1 pseudogene is annotated in these 330 nt (G+C 68.8%); it reads left to right on the plus strand.

The annotated features are described in order from the left end of the window. Positions 1-209: 209 nt before the first annotated feature. Positions 210-330 (plus strand): annotated as a pseudogene (locus tag ABGA94_RS03185) (histidine kinase); the annotation flags it as partial.

Here is a 330-nt window from a genome sequence, read left to right on the forward strand (position 1 = left end):
GCAGGCCATTGCGGCGCTGCTGCAGCCGATGCTGCAGGAGCGTGATGATCCCATGCTGCATGCCCGTGGCCTGCAATGGCTGGCACTGGTCCACCTGGCGCAGCGGCAGGGCCAGTTACGACTTAACCCCGTCCGTCCCCTTTTTCCTAGCGACTGAAGCGGCGGGCGCCTGCCACGCAGATCACCGCGACCGCGGTCACCAGCACCATGCTGAGGCTGACCGCGAAAAGGTGGTCCGCCCGTTCACCCGCCTGGATGACAGCCGCAGCCGCGACACCGGCGGCTTCGGCCTGGGCCTGGCGATCGTCGGCCGCATTGCCGCACGCCACC

The sequence above is a fragment of the Stenotrophomonas sp. 3diitr2024 genome, assembly GCF_042136455.1.
GTDB classification, from domain to species: Bacteria; Pseudomonadota; Gammaproteobacteria; order Xanthomonadales; family Xanthomonadaceae; genus Stenotrophomonas; species Stenotrophomonas sepilia.